Origin of the sequence: Enterococcus sp. AZ179, from assembly GCF_050498885.1 — a bacterium.
Classification (GTDB): Bacteria; Bacillota; Bacilli; order Lactobacillales; family Enterococcaceae; genus Enterococcus_D; species Enterococcus_D entomosocium.
Genome location: NZ_JBMHEO010000001.1, coordinates 1,400,001 through 1,416,856 on the forward strand (window position 1 = coordinate 1,400,001; position 16,856 = coordinate 1,416,856).

11 protein-coding genes, 2 rRNA genes and 1 other annotated feature (1 of these 14 only partly in view) are annotated in these 16,856 nt (G+C 45.0%); of the genes, 6 read left to right on the top strand and 7 right to left on the bottom strand.

The genetic code is table 11. The features are described 5' to 3' along the window. Positions 1-978: ribosomal RNA gene (locus IGI88_RS06640) — 23S ribosomal RNA — on the bottom strand (it extends 1,937 nt beyond the left edge of the window). Positions 979-1,206: 228 nt separating this feature from the next. Beyond that, positions 1,207-2,766 (bottom strand): 16S ribosomal RNA (locus tag IGI88_RS06645). The 16S and 23S rRNA genes sit together here, the layout of an rRNA operon. A 715-nt stretch (positions 2,767-3,481) precedes the next feature. Between IGI88_RS06645 and IGI88_RS06650 the strand changes: the two genes are divergently transcribed. The 4 genes from IGI88_RS06650 (at position 3,482) to IGI88_RS06665 (ending at position 8,745) form a co-directional block, all read left to right on the top strand. Continuing rightward, complete coding sequence (locus IGI88_RS06650) at positions 3,482-4,171, top strand: response regulator transcription factor (RefSeq protein ID WP_008376963.1); 690 nt, start codon at positions 3,482-3,484, stop codon at positions 4,169-4,171. After that, positions 4,161-5,369, top strand: coding sequence for a sensor histidine kinase (locus tag IGI88_RS06655; RefSeq protein ID WP_005232945.1), 1,209 nt, complete (start codon positions 4,161-4,163; stop codon positions 5,367-5,369). Before IGI88_RS06650 ends, IGI88_RS06655 begins: the two co-directional genes overlap by 11 nt. A gap of 35 nt (positions 5,370-5,404) precedes the next feature. After that, positions 5,405-5,602 (top strand) — a binding site (T-box leader). Between the two features lie 57 nt (positions 5,603-5,659). Then, a complete protein-coding gene (serS, locus tag IGI88_RS06660; RefSeq protein WP_005232944.1) occupies positions 5,660-6,937 on the top strand; it encodes a serine--tRNA ligase in 1,278 nt (425 codons plus the stop codon). 287 nt (positions 6,938-7,224) lie between these two features. Further along, complete coding sequence (locus IGI88_RS06665; RefSeq protein WP_429960294.1) at positions 7,225-8,745, top strand: polysaccharide deacetylase family protein; 1,521 nt, start codon at positions 7,225-7,227, stop codon at positions 8,743-8,745. Between the two features lie 69 nt (positions 8,746-8,814). On the opposite strand, the gene IGI88_RS06670 is transcribed toward IGI88_RS06665, so the two are convergent. After that, positions 8,815-9,441, bottom strand: coding sequence for a TetR/AcrR family transcriptional regulator (locus IGI88_RS06670; RefSeq protein ID WP_005232942.1), 627 nt, complete (start codon positions 9,439-9,441; stop codon positions 8,815-8,817). Positions 9,442-9,526: 85 nt separating this feature from the next. On the opposite strand from IGI88_RS06670, the gene IGI88_RS06675 reads away from it, so the two are divergent. Further along, positions 9,527-10,228: an ABC transporter ATP-binding protein gene (locus tag IGI88_RS06675; RefSeq protein ID WP_008376960.1), complete on the top strand. Its 702-nt coding sequence runs from the start codon at positions 9,527-9,529 to the stop codon at positions 10,226-10,228. A 9-nt stretch (positions 10,229-10,237) separates the two neighbouring features. Then, a complete protein-coding gene (locus tag IGI88_RS06680; RefSeq protein WP_429960295.1) occupies positions 10,238-12,943 on the top strand; it encodes an FtsX-like permease family protein in 2,706 nt (901 codons plus the stop codon). 158 nt (positions 12,944-13,101) lie between these two features. On the opposite strand, the gene guaB is transcribed toward IGI88_RS06680, so the two are convergent. From guaB to IGI88_RS06700, 4 genes are all read right to left on the bottom strand, one after another. Next, positions 13,102-14,586, bottom strand: coding sequence for an IMP dehydrogenase (gene guaB / locus IGI88_RS06685; protein WP_005226250.1), 1,485 nt, complete (start codon positions 14,584-14,586; stop codon positions 13,102-13,104). A gap of 202 nt (positions 14,587-14,788) precedes the next feature. Continuing rightward, positions 14,789-15,481 carry a DUF1129 domain-containing protein gene (locus tag IGI88_RS06690; RefSeq protein WP_005226251.1) on the bottom strand — a complete coding sequence of 231 codons (693 nt, stop codon included), beginning with the start codon at positions 15,479-15,481 and terminating at the stop codon, positions 14,789-14,791. Between the two features lie 71 nt (positions 15,482-15,552). Beyond that, entirely contained in the window at positions 15,553-16,653 is a 1,101-nt protein-coding gene (gene ychF / locus IGI88_RS06695; protein WP_005226252.1) for a redox-regulated ATPase YchF, read from the bottom strand. Positions 16,654-16,661: 8 nt separating this feature from the next. Further along, positions 16,662-16,850, bottom strand: a complete 189-nt coding sequence (locus tag IGI88_RS06700; RefSeq protein ID WP_005226253.1) for a DUF951 domain-containing protein — start codon at positions 16,848-16,850, stop codon at positions 16,662-16,664. Positions 16,851-16,856: the final 6 nt, after the last annotated feature.

The window sequence follows — 16,856 nt, forward strand, 5'->3', positions numbered from 1 at the left end:
CCGGATATGAATGAATGGCATTCGGAGTTTATCTGAATTCGGTAACCCGAGATGGGCCCCTAGTCCAAACAGTGCTCTACCTCCATCATTCTCAATTCCGAGGCTAGCCCTAAAGCTATTTCGGAGAGAACCAGCTATCTCCAAGTTCGTTTGGAATTTCTCCGCTACCCACACCTCATCCCCGCACTTTTCAACGTACGTGGGTTCGGTCCTCCAGTGCGTTTTACCGCACCTTCAACCTGGACATGGGTAGATCACATGGTTTCGGGTCTACGACAACATACTCATTCGCCCTATTCAGACTCGCTTTCGCTGCGGCTCCGTCTCTTCAACTTAACCTCGCATGCTATCGTAACTCGCCGGTTCATTCTACAAAAGGCACGCTATCACCCATTAACGGGCTCTAACTTGTTGTAGGCACACGGTTTCAGGATCTATTTCACTCCCCTTCCGGGGTGCTTTTCACCTTTCCCTCACGGTACTGGTTCACTATCGGTCACTAGGGAGTATTTAGCCTTGGGAGATGGTCCTCCCGGATTCCGACGGAATTCCTCGTGTTCCGCCGTACTCAGGATCCTCCTAGGTGTTATCCAAATTTCGCCTACGGGGTTTTTACCCTCTTTGACATACTTTTCCAAGTATTTCGACTATCTGAATAGACTACCATATCGGAGTCCTACAACCCCAACAAGCAAGCTTGTTGGTTTGGGCTTTTCCCGTTTCGCTCGCCGCTACTCAGGGAATCGAATTTTCTTTCTCTTCCTGCAGGTACTTAGATGTTTCAGTTCTCTGCGTCTACCTCGACTGCGCTATGTATTCACGCAGACGTAACATCCTATAAAAGATGCTGGGTTTCCCCATTCGGAAATCTCTGGATCATAGCTTACTTACAGCTCCCCAAAGCATATCGGTGTTAGTCCCGTCCTTCATCGGCTCCTAGTGCCAAGGCATCCACCGTGCGCCCTTATTCACTTAACCTTTGACCTTACGGTCGGTTTTGAGTACTTCTTCTAGCGATAGAAGGTTGCTCAAGAAAATAAGCGTTGAACTTATTAAAAAACTCTTTTAACATTTCAACTCGGTGTGTGTTACTTGTTTTGATTTTTTCTTCGATATCCAGTTTTCAATGAACAAATTTGTTTGAGAGTAAACCTCTCAAAACTGAACAAAGGCAAACGATGTGTAGTCTTCCGAAATATTCCTTAGAAAGGAGGTGATCCAGCCGCACCTTCCGATACGGCTACCTTGTTACGACTTCACCCCAATCATCTATCCCACCTTAGGCGGCTGGCTCCAAAAAGGTTACCTCACCGACTTCGGGTGTTACAAACTCTCGTGGTGTGACGGGCGGTGTGTACAAGGCCCGGGAACGTATTCACCGCGGCGTGCTGATCCGCGATTACTAGCGATTCCGGCTTCATGTAGGCGAGTTGCAGCCTACAATCCGAACTGAGAGAAGCTTTAAGAGATTAGCTTAGCCTCGCGACTTCGCAACTCGTTGTACTTCCCATTGTAGCACGTGTGTAGCCCAGGTCATAAGGGGCATGATGATTTGACGTCATCCCCACCTTCCTCCGGTTTGTCACCGGCAGTCTCGCTAGAGTGCCCAACTAAATGATGGCAACTAACAATAAGGGTTGCGCTCGTTGCGGGACTTAACCCAACATCTCACGACACGAGCTGACGACAACCATGCACCACCTGTCACTTTGCCCCCGAAGGGGAAGCTCTATCTCTAGAGTGGTCAAAGGATGTCAAGACCTGGTAAGGTTCTTCGCGTTGCTTCGAATTAAACCACATGCTCCACCGCTTGTGCGGGCCCCCGTCAATTCCTTTGAGTTTCAACCTTGCGGTCGTACTCCCCAGGCGGAGTGCTTAATGCGTTTGCTGCAGCACTGAAGGGCGGAAACCCTCCAACACTTAGCACTCATCGTTTACGGCGTGGACTACCAGGGTATCTAATCCTGTTCGCTCCCCACGCTTTCGAGCCTCAGCGTCAGTTACAGACCAGAGAGCCGCCTTCGCCACTGGTGTTCCTCCATATATCTACGCATTTCACCGCTACACATGGAATTCCACTCTCCTCTTCTGCACTCAAGTCTCCCAGTTTCCAATGACCCTCCCCGGTTGAGCCGGGGGCTTTCACATCAGACTTAAGAAACCGCCTGCGCTCGCTTTACGCCCAATAAATCCGGACAACGCTTGCCACCTACGTATTACCGCGGCTGCTGGCACGTAGTTAGCCGTGGCTTTCTGGTTAGATACCGTCAAGGGATGAACGTTCTACTCTCATCCTTGTTCTTCTCTAACAACAGAGTTTTACGATCCGAAAACCTTCTTCACTCACGCGGCGTTGCTCGGTCAGACTTTCGTCCATTGCCGAAGATTCCCTACTGCTGCCTCCCGTAGGAGTCTGGGCCGTGTCTCAGTCCCAGTGTGGCCGATCACCCTCTCAGGTCGGCTATGCATCGTTGCCTTGGTGAGCCGTTACCTCACCAACTAGCTAATGCACCGCGGGTCCATCCATCAGTGACGCAAAAGCGCCTTTCAACTTTCTTCCATGCGGAAAATAGTGTTATACGGTATTAGCACCTGTTTCCAAGTGTTATCCCCTTCTGATGGGCAGGTTACCCACGTGTTACTCACCCGTTCGCCACTCTTTTTCTTTCGGTGGAGCAAGCTCCGGTGAAAGAAAAAGCGTTCGACTTGCATGTATTAGGCACGCCGCCAGCGTTCGTCCTGAGCCAGGATCAAACTCTCATAATGATTTGTTTGAATGACCATACGGTCATTAAGCTCATAAAAATTAACTTTGCTAGCTATTGCTTGCATGTATTTGTTTCAATAAATTGAAACATCCTACACATTGGTTCGTTTGCTTGCTTTGTTCAGTTTTCAAAGGTCTACAGTGCTGTGTTAGCAACTTTTATATCATATCAGAGCGACAGTTGATTGTCAACTCTTTTTTAAAAAGTTTTTTTCGCCCGTTGTTTTTCAACTTCGTAGCGGCTGTCTCAGCGACTTCATTAGAATAACAAATGATTTGTTATTTGTCAACAACTTTTTTTAATTAATTTTGTTGATGTATCAACATCGATTAACTATTTTAAAATTGCGACTTCGTTATAATATCATCTGTCGAGCTGTGCGTCAACCACTTTTTTAAATTCTTTTTACGAATTCGTTTAGTCATTTGGCACATGTAATAATATACCAAGACTTGCGCTATTCGTCAACCATAAAATGATTGATAGACCAACGTTTCTAGTTACTCCGTTTCCAAAGATGATTCGTGATTTTTAGTCCGTGATTTCCGCCTTTTTTAAGGACTTTTTCCGTTATTATTTGCCTATCGTTCGTCTTTTTCCTTTTTGTGTTTTCTTAATTCCTATCATTCTTATAAATTTAAGTATGATTTTATCTATTTTGTGGAATATTTGCTAAAATGGAGAAAAGAATATTGTTCCTAGGAGGACCCAGTATGAAAATACTTGTAGCAGATGATGACAAAGAGATCGTAGAACTATTAAGCATTTATTTACACAATGAAGGTTATGAATCGGTCAAAGCATATGATGGAAAAGAAGCACTGACCAAGATCCGCACCACTTCTGATATCGAACTATTGATCTTAGATATCATGATGCCAGAAATGGATGGCATGCAAGTCGTGAAAGAATTGAGAAAAGAATCCCAAATCCCTATTATTATGCTGACCGCTAAAACAACCGATATGGATAAGATTCGTGGATTGGTCGCCGGTGCTGATGATTATGTCACCAAACCTTTCAACCCATTAGAAGTTATGGCCAGGGTAAAATCGCTATTGAGAAGAACCAAGATGCAGGCTGCTTCAAATCAACCAGAGATTCTAGAAGTAAGCTCCCTTATTATCAATCGCGATTCCCATGAAGTAAAAACCGTCGATGGCAACGAAATTCAATTGACTGCATTAGAATTCGGTATCCTCTACTTGCTGGCATCGCATCCGAACCGTGTCTTTAGCGCCGATGAGATTTTTGAACGAGTTTGGAAACAAGAAAGTGTCGTTTCTGCCAAAACAGTTATGGTCCATGTCAGTCACTTACGAGATAAGATCGAAGAAGCCACGGATGGTGAAAAAGTCATCCAAACAGTATGGGGGGTCGGCTACAAAATAGATGCGAAGTAAACCAACTGAAAAAAAGCGCAACACACCAATCGAAAAAAAGAAACGGATCACGCTGACCTCAAAGGAAATCAGTGAGTTATTTGCCGAAGGAATTGTAACGATTGTTCTTTTACTTCTATTAAATATCGCTATTTTGGTCATCTTGACCTCAATCGTTGAAAATTCACCAGATTTAGTTGATGCCATCTACGCATCGAAGAATGCTTTCACATCTGCCTTTAATACAGATATCTTCCGCAGTGGGCGCAACTTCATTCTACCGATGTTCTTCCTATTAGATGTGATCGTCTTATATTGGCGTTTGATTCGTCGCTACCATCAAATGCAGCTACGTCACATCATCAGCGAGCTTCATTTTATTGCGGAAGGCAATTACGATCATCGCATCCCCTTCGAGTTACGGGGCGATTTAAGTCGGATCGTTTCTAATATCAATGGCTTAGTCGACAGTACGGTGGCGGCGATTGAAGATGAACGGCGGATCGAGCAATCCAAAGATGAGCTGATTACCAATGTCAGTCATGACATTCGAACACCGTTGACTTCGATCATCGGCTATTTAGGTCTAATTGAAGATCGACAATACCATTCAGAAGAAGAATTGCTGAAATATACCCATACGGCGTATGTCAAAGCCAAGCAAATGAAATCCCTTGTCGATGATTTGTTTGAATACACAAAAGTGCGCCAGCCTAGCGTCCCAATCAATGTGATGGAATTTGACATGGCCCAGCTAGTGGAACAATTGGCGGCGGACTTTGAATTAGAAGCTAGTCGGAAAGGCATCAAGATTGAAACATACACCCGTCCGGAACACATCGAGATGGATGGCGATACCGAAAAACTGGTGCGGGTCTTCAATAACTTGCTTTCGAATGCCTTGAAATACGGCAAAGGCGCCGATAAGATCCGCATGGAAGTCGAGAAAGTCGGGACCGAAGCGATCTTAACAGTCAAAAACAATGGGCAAATGATCCCTAAGCAAGCCCTTGATTCTCTATTCGACCGTTTCTACCGAGTGGAAGAATCCCGCTCTCAAGAAACAGGAGGAACTGGCTTAGGTCTAGCGATCGCTCAAAGCATCGTCGCCTTACATGGCGGCTATATCTATGCCAAGTCAACGCCGGAATGGACGTCCTTTATTATCCATCTCCCGTTGAAACGCAACAACTTATCCAACACACAAACCTATGGTTGACGACCCAACATTTTTTGGGTATGCTAGAGAAAATAATCAAGGCACAGAACCTAGTATATTTTTTTCATCTGTATAGAGAGCTGATGGTTGGTGAAAATCAGTGTTGGAAAAAATAGAATCCAGTTCTTTAACGTGTATTTTTCGAAAGAAAAATCGTTGGCTCACGATACGAGCAGCAAGGGCAGCGCAAGCTGAACTTGGGTGGCACCGCGAATGGTCATTTCGTCCCAAGCAATACGGGATTGGAATGGCCTTTTTTCTATGGAAAAATCAAAGGAGGATGTATCACTATGTTAGATGTAAAAATGATTCGCCAAAATTTTGCTGAAGTACAAAGCAAACTCGCAACACGAGGTGTCCAAAAAGAAGTGTTGGACCGCTTTTTAACACTTGATGAGCGTCGCCGAGAACTCTTAGTCCAAACGGAAGAGCGCAAGAAATTGCGTAATGAGGTTTCTGGTGAGATCGCCGCCTTGAAACGGGCGAAAGAAGATGCGGCAGATAAAATTGCCCAAATGAAAGAAGTCGGCAGCCAAATTAAGCAATTGGATGAAGAGATCGCTCAAATTGATGAAGACATCAAAGAGATCGCCACGACGTTGCCGAACTTGCCGAATGATTCTGTTCCGGTGGGCAAAGATGAAGATGACAATGTAGAAGTCCGCCGTTGGGCAGACCCAAAAACCTTTGCCTTTGAACCAAAACCCCATTGGGAGATCGCAGAAGACTTGGGGATTCTCGACTTTGAGCGGGGTGCCAAAGTTTCTGGTAGCCGTTTTGTTTACTACAAAGGCTTAGGTGCTCGTTTGGAACGTGCCTTATACAACTTCATGTTGGATCAGCATGTTTATGAGCATGGGTATACGGAGATGATCACCCCGTATATCGTCAACAGCCAAGCAATGTTCGGTACTGGGCAATTTCCGAAGTTTAAAGAAGATGTTTTCCAATTGGCAGACACTGATTTGACTTTGATCCCGACTGCGGAAGTACCTTTGACCAACTACTATCAAGGGGAGATCTTAGAACAAGAACAGCTCCCTGCCTACTTCACTGCCTTGAGCCCATCATTTCGTTCAGAAGCCGGCAGCGCTGGCCGTGACACTCGCGGTTTGATTCGCTTGCACCAATTCAATAAAGTCGAAATGGTGAAATTCAGTGATGCAGAACATTCTTATGAAGAATTAGAGAAAATGACGGCTAATGCCGAAGATATTTTGCAAAAACTCAATTTACCTTACCGTGTGCTTAGCTTGTGTACAGGAGATATGGGCTTTTCTGCAGCGAAGACCTATGATTTAGAAGTATGGATCCCTGCCCAAGAGATGTATCGTGAGATCAGCTCTTGCTCAAACTGTGAAGACTTCCAAGCACGTCGTGCCATGATCCGTTACCGTGATCAAGAGGGCAAGATTCACTACATGCATACACTAAACGGCTCTGGTTTGGCTGTCGGTCGGACGGTAGCCGCAGTGCTTGAAAATTATCAAAACGAAGACGGCAGTGTAACGGTACCAGAAGTTCTGGTTCCTTATATGGGCGGACTGACAAAAATTGAAAAAGCCTAAGCCTTAGTAACCTCAGTAGCAACCCCTAGAGAACAGTCACACCGCGTGAGCTGTTGCCTAGGGGTTTTCTTGTTTACGTAGCCTAGAGTGGTTTCCATCCCCCTAACCACTTTGATCACTTCTTGCAAGAGAAACAACGCAACAAGGCTGTAATTTTTAAGCGAATAATTAGAAAAATCCCTTTGTCTTTTTAATCCTCTATCAGAAACCGGGCATGATCGTTGAAAGTGCCTGTGACTTATGGTAACGTGGGCATAATTTAGGATGGAATGAAGGGAGCTTCACCAATGCCCGAACGAAAGACCTATGCCCGTCGGAGTGACTTGCACAAGAAACCAAACAATAATCAAAAACGAACAGCATCAGCTGAAGAAAGACCGAAAGGACCACCCTCGAGAAAGAAGCCGTATCGGAAAGCCATTTTTTCCTTATTTGCCTTATTATTGATCGTTTTGATCGCAACGGCTGGCTCGGTTCTTTACACCTTGCACCAACAAGAAGTTGCGGCCAAAGCAAAATATGAGGCAGCTGCAGAGAAATTACTGGCATCAATCCAAGCAGAACAAAGCCAAAATGGGTTAAAAACATCGCCTGAAGTGCTCTCAGAAGGAACAAACAAAGAACTGATCTACCGCCCGCAAGACCTCGATACGTTTCCCATCAAAGATATCAAAGACCGGTTGACAAAAGCCGCTGAGTCATTGCGCAAAAAACAAACGGAAAAAGAAGTCGTCACCGTTGCCCGTATCCAAGCACAAACGGTAGCTGCAAAAGTCTCTACCTATTCATTAAAAGCCGACAGCTATGTATGGAATCGAGAAACCGGTCGTTTTGAAGATGCTGATCGTTTAACAGATGCACCGATCTTCGTATCAGAGAAGACGCAAACCGAATTGTCTTTGAAAGAACTTGTTCCTGATGAAGGCAGCTTATTAGGTATTCAACAAGTCATTCAACAGAAACTGCTGGATCAAGCCAAGGAACCCGCAAAAATCATCGACGCCGTCTTGGCTATGGAGCGGATCACCTTCGATTCGAAATTTACTTATGATCCGGAAAAGCTGACCATCGAATTGCCAAAAAATCAGACGGAAGCGACAGAAATCACCCTGTCTTACAGCGAGATCGCCCCATTCATTGATCCTGATCTCGTGGCTGCTGACCAACTCAACAATGCCTTGCCAAGTCTTGACCCCAATAAAAAATACGTGGCATTGACCTTTGATGATGGACCCAACAATACCTCCACTATGGATCTTTTGAACATCTTACAAGAAAATGACGTCAAAGCGACCTTCTTTATGCTGGGACAAATGGTTGAGCAATATCCGCAAGCCGCCAAAAAAGTCCAAGAAGCTGGACACGAGATCGCCAGTCATTCTTACTCTCATCCGCAGCTGAATACTCTTTCAGCGGAAGATTTGCAGGCAGAAGTTACGAAAACCAATAAAGCCATTTACAATGCGACGGGTTTACTACCTAGGAATTTACGGCCCCCTTATGGCGCTATCGACAAACAAAGCGCAGAAACCATCGGCATGCCGATCATTCAATGGGACATCGATTCTCAAGACTGGAAATTGAAGGATCCGAAGAAAATCAATGCCTTGGTTCAACAAAATGTCTTTAATGGTGCCATGATCTTGATCCATGATATTCACCCGAAATCTGTGAAAGCCGTACCGGGAGTCATTAAAACACTCAAAAACGAAGGCTACGAATTCGTGACCGTCGATCAATTATTAGAAGCACGGCAAAAACCGTTGCATCAATACTTTGGGATGAACGATGAACGCCTCGTTGATTAAGAGAAAAAGGAACGCAGCAAATTGTCTCTTGCTGCGTTCCTTTTTAGTTATTGGATCATCCCCTCTTTTTTAGCCCTTCTTTTCTTCATACACATTAGTCACAAAAATTTGAATCAATAGATCAGCGACAGCTTTTGGCGGCATCGTTGAAAAATCTTTGAGCCAGCGTTCGATCAAACCGATAGACCCGCAGACAAAAAAGCTAAGGCACAGTTCCAATTCTTCCTCGGAAGCATCTTGAAAGTATTGGGCAAATCGTTTCAAGGTCTCCGGTTTGATTTCTGACAACAAAAGATTCAGCAAATGGCTGTTGTTCAACAAAATCAAATGGGTGGTACTAGGATTCTCATACAAAATCGTCAATAGTTTTTCCAGCCAAAGATCCAATGACAAATTTTCCTGCTGCAAGTTCGATGCGATCTGCTCAACGAGCTCCCCTTCGATCTCCTCCAACAAAGCGGCTGTGTCCTTATAATATTTATAAAATGTTCCCCGATTGATATCTGCTCGTTCCGCAATCTCTTTGATCGTGATTTTGCGATACTCTTTTTCCAACAATAACTCCTGAAAGGCGCGCCGGATCACTTTTTTCGAGTAGATCGTTCGACGGTTCCCGACAGTCCCTACCATATCGTTTCCCCTTTTCTCTGTACATTTAATCAATATTTGTCTATTTAATGACAAATAAGCAAGCATTGAGGATTGCTCTTACTTTTCTTTCTTAGTATACTAACACCATGTGATTAAATCAACACGTGTTTAAAAAATGGAGGCTTTATTAATGAGTTATGTTGAAGTAAAGAATGAATATAAACGCTATCAGATGGGCGAAACCACTATCACTGCCAACAATGATCTTTCCTTTGCCATTGAAGAAGGCGAATTAGTGGTGATTCTTGGACCTAGTGGTGCCGGAAAATCGACCGTTTTGAATATCTTAGGCGGGATGGACTCGCCAGATGAAGGAGAAATCATTATCGACAATGTCGATATCGCGAAGTTTAACGACAAACAATTAACAGAATACCGCCGCACAGACGTTGGGTTTGTCTTCCAGTTTTATAATTTGGTCCCAAATCTGACAGCAAAAGAAAACATTGAATTGGCTACTGAAGTCTCACCGAATGCACTCGATCCTGATGAAGTCTTGGCCCAAGTCGGGTTAGAAAACCGCAAAAACAACTTTCCTTCTCAGCTTTCTGGTGGGGAACAGCAGCGGGTATCGATCGCTCGGGCGTTAGCCAAAAACCCGAAACTGCTGCTATGCGATGAACCGACTGGTGCTTTGGACTTTGAAACAGGAAAACAAGTGTTGAAGCTTTTGCAAAACGCTAGCCGGAAAAATGGCAATACGGTGTTGATCATCACCCATAATAGCGCCATTGCCCCGATCGCCGATCGGGTGATCCATATCAACGATGCCACTGTCCGTTCCATTGAAGAGAATCCTCATCCCATCTCGATCGATGAAATCGTTTGGTAGGAGGATCTGATGAAAAATAAGACCTATCTTAAAGCAAGTTTGCGAGAGATTTGCCAATCAAAAGGCCGCTTTATCGCAATCACCTTGATCATTTTTTTAGGAACGTTTCTCTTTGTCGGTGTCAAAGCAACCGGCCCGATCCTGAACCATTCCGCGAGTGAATATGTCAACGGCCAGCAATTAGCAGATCTGCAAGTCACTTCAACACTGGGATTGACAGAGGAAGACATTGATGCCGCGGAAAAAAGCGGTGCTCACACAGAAGCCGCCTATCAATTTTATTACGCTGCCAATTCAGATGAAGTCGTGCAAGTGACCTCCTATGACCCCTCACAGGAACTCAACCAGTTACTGGTGAAGGACGGCCGACTGCCAGAAAAAGCCGATGAAATCGTGCTGGACACCGAAGCAAAAAATTATGGCTGGCAAATAGGTGATACTTTTACGATCGATGATGCCGATAATCTGTCGGACAAAGAGTATACGATCGTTGGGTTTGCCACTTCTCCCATTTATATCAGTGCTGCCGAACGGGGCTATGCAAATGTCGGCAGCGGTGTCGTGACGTACTTTGCTTATGTACCGGAAGAACAGTTCACGATGGAGGTCAAATCGATCCTCTATCTCGCCTTTGATGATGTCGCCGGGCTTGAAACATACTCCGATACGTACACCGACAAGATGGCAGCCCATCAAGAAACGATTGAGGAACTGTTTGCGGACCGTCCTAAGGAACGCTTAGCAGAAATTCAACAAGACGCTTTTGATGAATTAGCCCCTGCAGAAAAAGAAGTCCGCGATGGACAAAAACAGTTAGCTGATGGACAAGCCCAACTGGATCAGGCCAAAGCGGAACTAGAACAACAGCAAGCCGCCTTGGCACAGCTGCCGCCCGTACAACAAGCAGCCCTCGAAGGCCAATTGGCGGCTGGAGAAGCAGAATTGACACAGCAGCAAGACCAATTAGATGAACAGCAACAAGAACTAACCGATGCCCAACAAACACTGGCAGAAAAACGGGCAGAGATCGAAGACTTGGCAGAGCCGACGTATCTTTACAACCAACGCAAAGACAATCCCGGTTTCCAAGAATATGGTGGGCTGTCTGATCGTATCGCAGCGATCGCCAATGTGTTTCCTGTCTTCTTCTTCTTTATCGCTGCGTTGATCACCTTTACGACACTGACGCGGATGGTAGAAGAAAACCGCAAAGAGATCGGTACCTTAAAAGCGATGGGCTATGGCAAAGTCGAGATCTCCCTTAAATATTTGATTTATGCCCTCCTTTCTTCGGCCATTGGCATTATTAGTGGTGCCGTATTAGGAACCGAACTGTTGCCGCGTTTGATCTATTTCCTATCCAGCGAACGGTATCTTTTAGACGGGATTCGCGTCTATTATGTCTGGTCGCCAATTATTTTGGCCGCAATCGCCTTTTTACTGGCGACGCTTGGTGCCTGTCTGTTTGTTCTGATCAAAGAATTGCGGGAAAAACCTGCCCAGCTGCTGCAAGTTCGCGCACCAAAGCCCGGGAAACGGATTTTATTAGAAGCAATTACCCCCTTATGGTCCCGTTTAAGCTTCAATCAAAAAGTCAGCTTCCGTAACATCTTCCGCTACAAATCGCGAATGATCATGGCAATCATTGGCATCGCCGGTTGTACGGGACTGATGGTGGCAGGCGTTGGGTTGAAAGATTCTCTAAGTGCCGTGACTGCAAAACAATTTGGGCCCATTACGGATTATCAAGCCGTCGTGACCTTAAATGATGCGAAGGAAGAAACCGTTGCTGCCGCTGAAACGGTTTTAACAGACGAGCCTCTTGTGACCCATTCGATGCTAGTCTACAATGAAACGATCGAGATTCGACCGACTAACCAAGGAAAACAAAGTCTGACCTTGATGGTTCCGGCAGATCAGGATGCTTTTGCAGACTATGTCCATTTGAAAACGACGGCAGGACAGAAGCTGTCATTAACAGAGGGTGCCGTGCTGACTATGAAGTACGCAGAATTATATGATTTGCACGTTGGCGATACATTGACCTTCTATACCAGCGATCAAGAAGCCTATGAAGTACCTATTAGTGGCATCGCAGAAAATTATTTAGGCAATTCTCTTTATCTGTCGCCGACCGTTTATGAAGAAATCACCAATAGTACCTTTGAACCAAATGCGTTCTTAGTCAAAAGCAAGACGATGACGAAAAAACAAGAGGAAGCTTTATCAACAGCCTTGTTAGATACCGACAAAGTCAAAAACACGACGTTCCTTTCCACTCAGATCAAAATGCAGGATGATTCGATGGGTAACTTGAACGCCATTGTCTTGATCTTAGTTGTATTATCAGGGGCATTAGCCTTTGTCGTCTTGTATAACTTGACCAACATCAATGTTTCCGAGCGGATTCGCGAGCTTTCTACTATCAAAGTATTAGGGTTTTACAATAAGGAAGTGACTATGTACATCGTACGAGAAAATATCGTCTTTACGTTATTTGGGATTCTCGCAGGTTACGTGGTAGGTTACTTCTTGACTGACTTTATTTTGATCCAAGCTTCGATGGAGAACATGGTCTTTCCATTAGTGATCAATTGGCCGGCTTATGCTTTAGCCGGTGGCATGACGATTCTCTTTACGATCATCGTGATGTACGTCACCCATGTGAAACTGACTCATGTCAATATGATCGATGCGTTGAAATCAAACGAATAAGTTACTGCTAAAGCGATTTGCTGATCATCCAGCAGCGATTTTAGAGAAAAGGGTGCCGATCTCAGCCATTTTGGCAAGATCGGCACCCTTTTTTAGAACCAAACGCCCCCACTGTCCACTTTTGAACAGAGGGGGCGTTGGTTTTCACGTGAAACATTTTATGATTTTACGGAGTAGTTTGGTGCTTCTTTCGTGATTTGAACATCGTGGGGATGTGATTCTTTTAGTCCGTTGCCGCTCATTTGGATGAATTGTGCTTCATCACGTAATTGCTGCAGATTGCCGGCACCGACATAACCCATCCCTGATTTCAACCCGCCGATCATTTGGAAGATGATATCAGAAACGCTGCCTTTATAAGCGACACGTCCTTCAATGCCTTCTGGAACCAATTTGTTGGCTTCATTTACGCCCCCTTGGAAGTAACGGTCGCTGGAGCCTTTTTCCATTGCCCCCAATGAACCCATTCCGCGGTACGTTTTGAAGCGACGGCCTTGATAGATTTCAAATTCACCTGGTGATTCGTCAGTTCCTGCCAACATGCTACCGAGCATTACAGCATGTCCGCCAGCTGCTAAAGCTTTGACGATATCGCCGGAGTACTTGATCCCACCATCGGCAATGATTGCTTTGCCATATTGACGTGCCACAGAGGCTGCATCATAGATCGCTGTCAATTGAGGAACTCCGACACCGGCTACCACCCGAGTAGTACAGATCGATCCTGGACCGATCCCGACTTTTACGACATCGACACCAGCATCATACAATGCTTTCGTGCCTTCTGCAGTGGCAACATTTCCAGCAATCAATGTCGCTTCTGGGAAATGCGCGCGAATTTCAGAGATTTTGCGTAAAACACCCGCACTGTGTCCATGGGCAGTATCAATGACGATCGCGTCCACGCCTGCATCCAATAATGCTTGTGCTCGTTCAAAGGTATCGCTAGTAACGCCGACTGCCGCTGCCACTAATAGGCGTCCATGCGTGTCTTTGGCTGCATTCGGGAATTCGATTACTTTTTCAATATCTTTGATAGTGATCAACCCGCTTAAGATCCCTGCTTCATCAACGATCGGTAATTTTTCGATCTTGTGTTGTTGTAAGATTTTTTCCGCGTCTTTCAACGAAGTACCGACAGGTGCTGTGATCAATTGGTCTTTGGTCATCACATCATTGATCGGCATCGTATAATCCGTGACAAAACGCATGTCGCGGTTCGTGATGATACCGACTAATTTGCGGTTTTCCATCGTTTCTACGATCGGTACCCCGCTGATGCGGTACTTGCTCATCAAATGTTCTGCATCAGCAACTAAGTGACTTGGTGTTAAGAAAAACGGATCGATGATCACGCCGCTTTCAGAACGTTTTACTTTGCGCACTTCATCTGCTTGCGCGGCGATACTCATGTTTTTGTGAATCACGCCAAGTCCGCCTTGACGCGCCATTGAGATCGCCATTTTACTATCAGTTACGGTATCCATACTGGCACTTATGATTGGAATATTTAGTGTAATATTCGGGGCAAGCTGCACTTTCATATCCACGTCATTTGGCAAGACGTGACTTTCTGCCGGAATCAATAAGACATCATCAAACGTTAACCCTTTTTTTACAAATTTGGTTTCCCAGTTGGACATTTTTGTAACCACTCCTTAAAGTTTTTAGGTATTTTAAAAAAAATAGCAAAGATTTTTTCATAAGTCAACCATTCGGAAAGCTTTCTTAATAATCCTCTTCAAACCTTTGGTCAAATCTCATAATTCGCCATTTTTTCTAAAAAAACACGCTGATCGTGCGGTCTTTTTTAACAAAAGAAGGCGCACGATCAACGTGTAGCCATCAGCCTCTAGGAACAGACAGACTGCTGATGATATTGTATTTGCGTTTCAAGTAGTACTTCGCTGCTAATGCCACTGCCCCGATCAAGGCTTCGATCACAGGGTCCACTTGTGGATTCAATGGTGGTTGGATCATCGCAGAAAGCGAGATCACAACGATCCATAGCATGAAGGCTGCGACTAAAATCAAAATGATCTTCCACATCTTCGGCCGTTTGCTCTTATCAGCACCCGGGCGTTCATATTGATACATGTATTTGTACATCAAGTAGAAGACCCAACCAGCAAGCATCGCCATCAAGAAGAGGGTCAATAAGCCATAAGGTTGTGCTTGTCCTCTAGTAAAGATTCCCATAACCCCTAGCATCAACCCAAAAATCCCTAAAATCAGCAAGGTGTTATCCAACCACATCAAGAAGGGGCCGGATTCTTTTTGCTCAACGGGTTTGTTGATGATGGCTTCGGTACGTTCAGACACTGTACCAAATAATTGGCGGGCCGTTTTGCCGCCTTTTTGTTCTTTGACTAAGACCGGCAGCATCTCATGCAAGGCAATCGTTTTTTCTTCTTCAGAAAGGTTGGCTGCCTCTAGCGATTTTTTTAAATCAAATATATATTGTTGGTTTCGTTTTGTTAATTGTTGTTCTAATTCACGATTTTCGGAAACATAATTTCGCAGAGTTTCTGGTTCCATGAATTGATTCTCCCTTCTGCGTTTTCTTCACAATGGACATTTTACCACAAATTCACTGGGAAGAAAGCCCTTTATACGTTAAAACGGAACAACATCACGTCGCCATCTTGCACGACATAATCTTTTCCTTCCAAACGTACCCGACCGGCTTCTTTGGCCGCTTGCATCGTGCCGTATTGGTTCAGATCTTCAAAGGAAACAGTTTCCGCACGAATAAAGCCGCGCTCAAAGTCCGTATGGATGATCCCCGCTGCTTGCGGTGCTTTGATGCCTTTACGGAACGTCCACGCACGCACTTCTTGTTCACCAGCGGTAAAGTACGTTGCTAGACCCAGCAAATCATAGGCGGCACGAATCAATTGATCCAACCCTGATTCTTCAATTCCTAATGCTTCTAAAAACTCTGCTTTGTCTTCTTCCTCCAGCTCAGCGATCTCTTCTTCAGCACGAGCACTGATGACGATCACTTCCGCATTTTCGCTTGCTGCAAACTCTTTCACTTTGTTGACATAGTCATTGGTTTCATAGTCTGCCACGTCTTCTTCTGCTACGTTGGCAACGTATAAGACTGGTTTGGTCGTTAGTAAAAACAAACTTTTGACGATGCGCTGTTCTTCATCTGTAAATTCGATCGAACGAGCAGAGATCCCTTCTTCTAGGACCGGTTTGATCTTATCAAGAACGGCCAGTTCCGCAACTGCATCTTTGTCTTTGGTTTTGGCAATTTTTGCGACCCGAGTATAGCGCTTGTTGACGGATTCTAAATCCGCTAAAACCAACTCCAAATTGATGGTGTCGATATCAGCTAATGGGTCCACGCGGCCTTCCACGTGGGTGATGTTGTCATCGTCGAAACAACGAACGACATGACAGATCGCATCCACTTGGCGGATATGGCTCAAAAATTGGTTCCCTAATCCTTCCCCTTTGCTGGCACCGCGGACGATTCCGGCAATATCCGTAAATTCAAAGGTGGTTGGGACCGTCTTTTTCGGACGGACTAATTCTGTTAAACGCTGTAAGCGCCAATCTGGCACTTCCACCATTCCTACATTCGGATCGATCGTCGCAAACGGGTAGTTTGCGGCTTCTGCTCCTGCTTTGGTTATTGCATTAAATAAAGTAGATTTGCCCACATTTGGCAATCCAACGATTCCGGCAGTTAACGCCATGCTTCACTTCACTCTTTCTCTTTTTTTTCTAGGATTTTCTTCATCTTTTTATCAAATTCTCGGCGCGTCATCATGACGATGTGGCCGCAATTCGTACACTTTATTTTGATGTCTGCCCCCATGCGGATGATTTCCCAACGATTGGCTTTGCAGGCATGCGGTTTTTTCATTTCGACAATATCCCCAAGATCATACATCTTTAT